We start from the raw sequence: 570 nt of genomic DNA, 5'->3' as shown, positions 1-570 counted from the left end.
CCGCCGAAGGTGGGACCAATGATTGGGGTGAAGTCGTAACAAGGTAGCCGTATCGGAAGGTGCGGCTGGATCACCTCCTTTCTAAGGATATAAATAAGAAAGCGCAAGTGGCTGTTTACCGGCCACTGGAGCTAGACTATTTTCGGAACATACTGGGTTGTTTGGTTCAGTTTTGAGAGAGCAAAGCTCTCTATTTGTACCTTGAAAACTAAATAAGAGTAACAACGACATCAAAAACAAAAGGCTAAGGCGACTGTTCAGAAACGCAACGCTAGCAAGGGGCTGGAAAACGCTTGTTTTTTTAGCGTTTGGAAGACCATTGCTTATGACGGGAGTTTCTAGGAGCTGAAGCTAGATTCAATAGATTGGTCTTTAACAGACCAACAAGGCAAAACAAGCTATATTTACTGTAACTTAGTTAAGTGAATAAGGGCGCACGGTGGATGCCTTGGCACTAGGAGCTGATGAAGGACGGGACTAACACCGATATGCTCCGGGTAGTTGTAAGTAAACGTTGATCCGGAGATCTCCGAATGGGGCAACCCACTGTCCGTAATGGGACAGTACGTA

At 45.8% G+C, this 570-nt stretch carries 2 rRNA genes; both read left to right on the top strand.

The window, feature by feature from the left end:
• Positions 1–81 (top strand): 16S ribosomal RNA (locus tag LZD48_RS18425); the annotation flags it as partial.
• 335 nt (positions 82–416) lie between these two features.
• Positions 417–570: ribosomal RNA gene (locus tag LZD48_RS18420) — 23S ribosomal RNA — on the top strand; the annotation flags it as partial.

This window comes from Oceanobacillus alkalisoli (assembly GCF_021556485.1).
Classification (GTDB): domain Bacteria; phylum Bacillota; class Bacilli; order Bacillales; family Amphibacillaceae; genus Oceanobacillus; species Oceanobacillus alkalisoli.
Note: the sequence above shows the minus strand (reverse complement) of the source record. Positions and strands in the feature narration are given on the sequence as shown.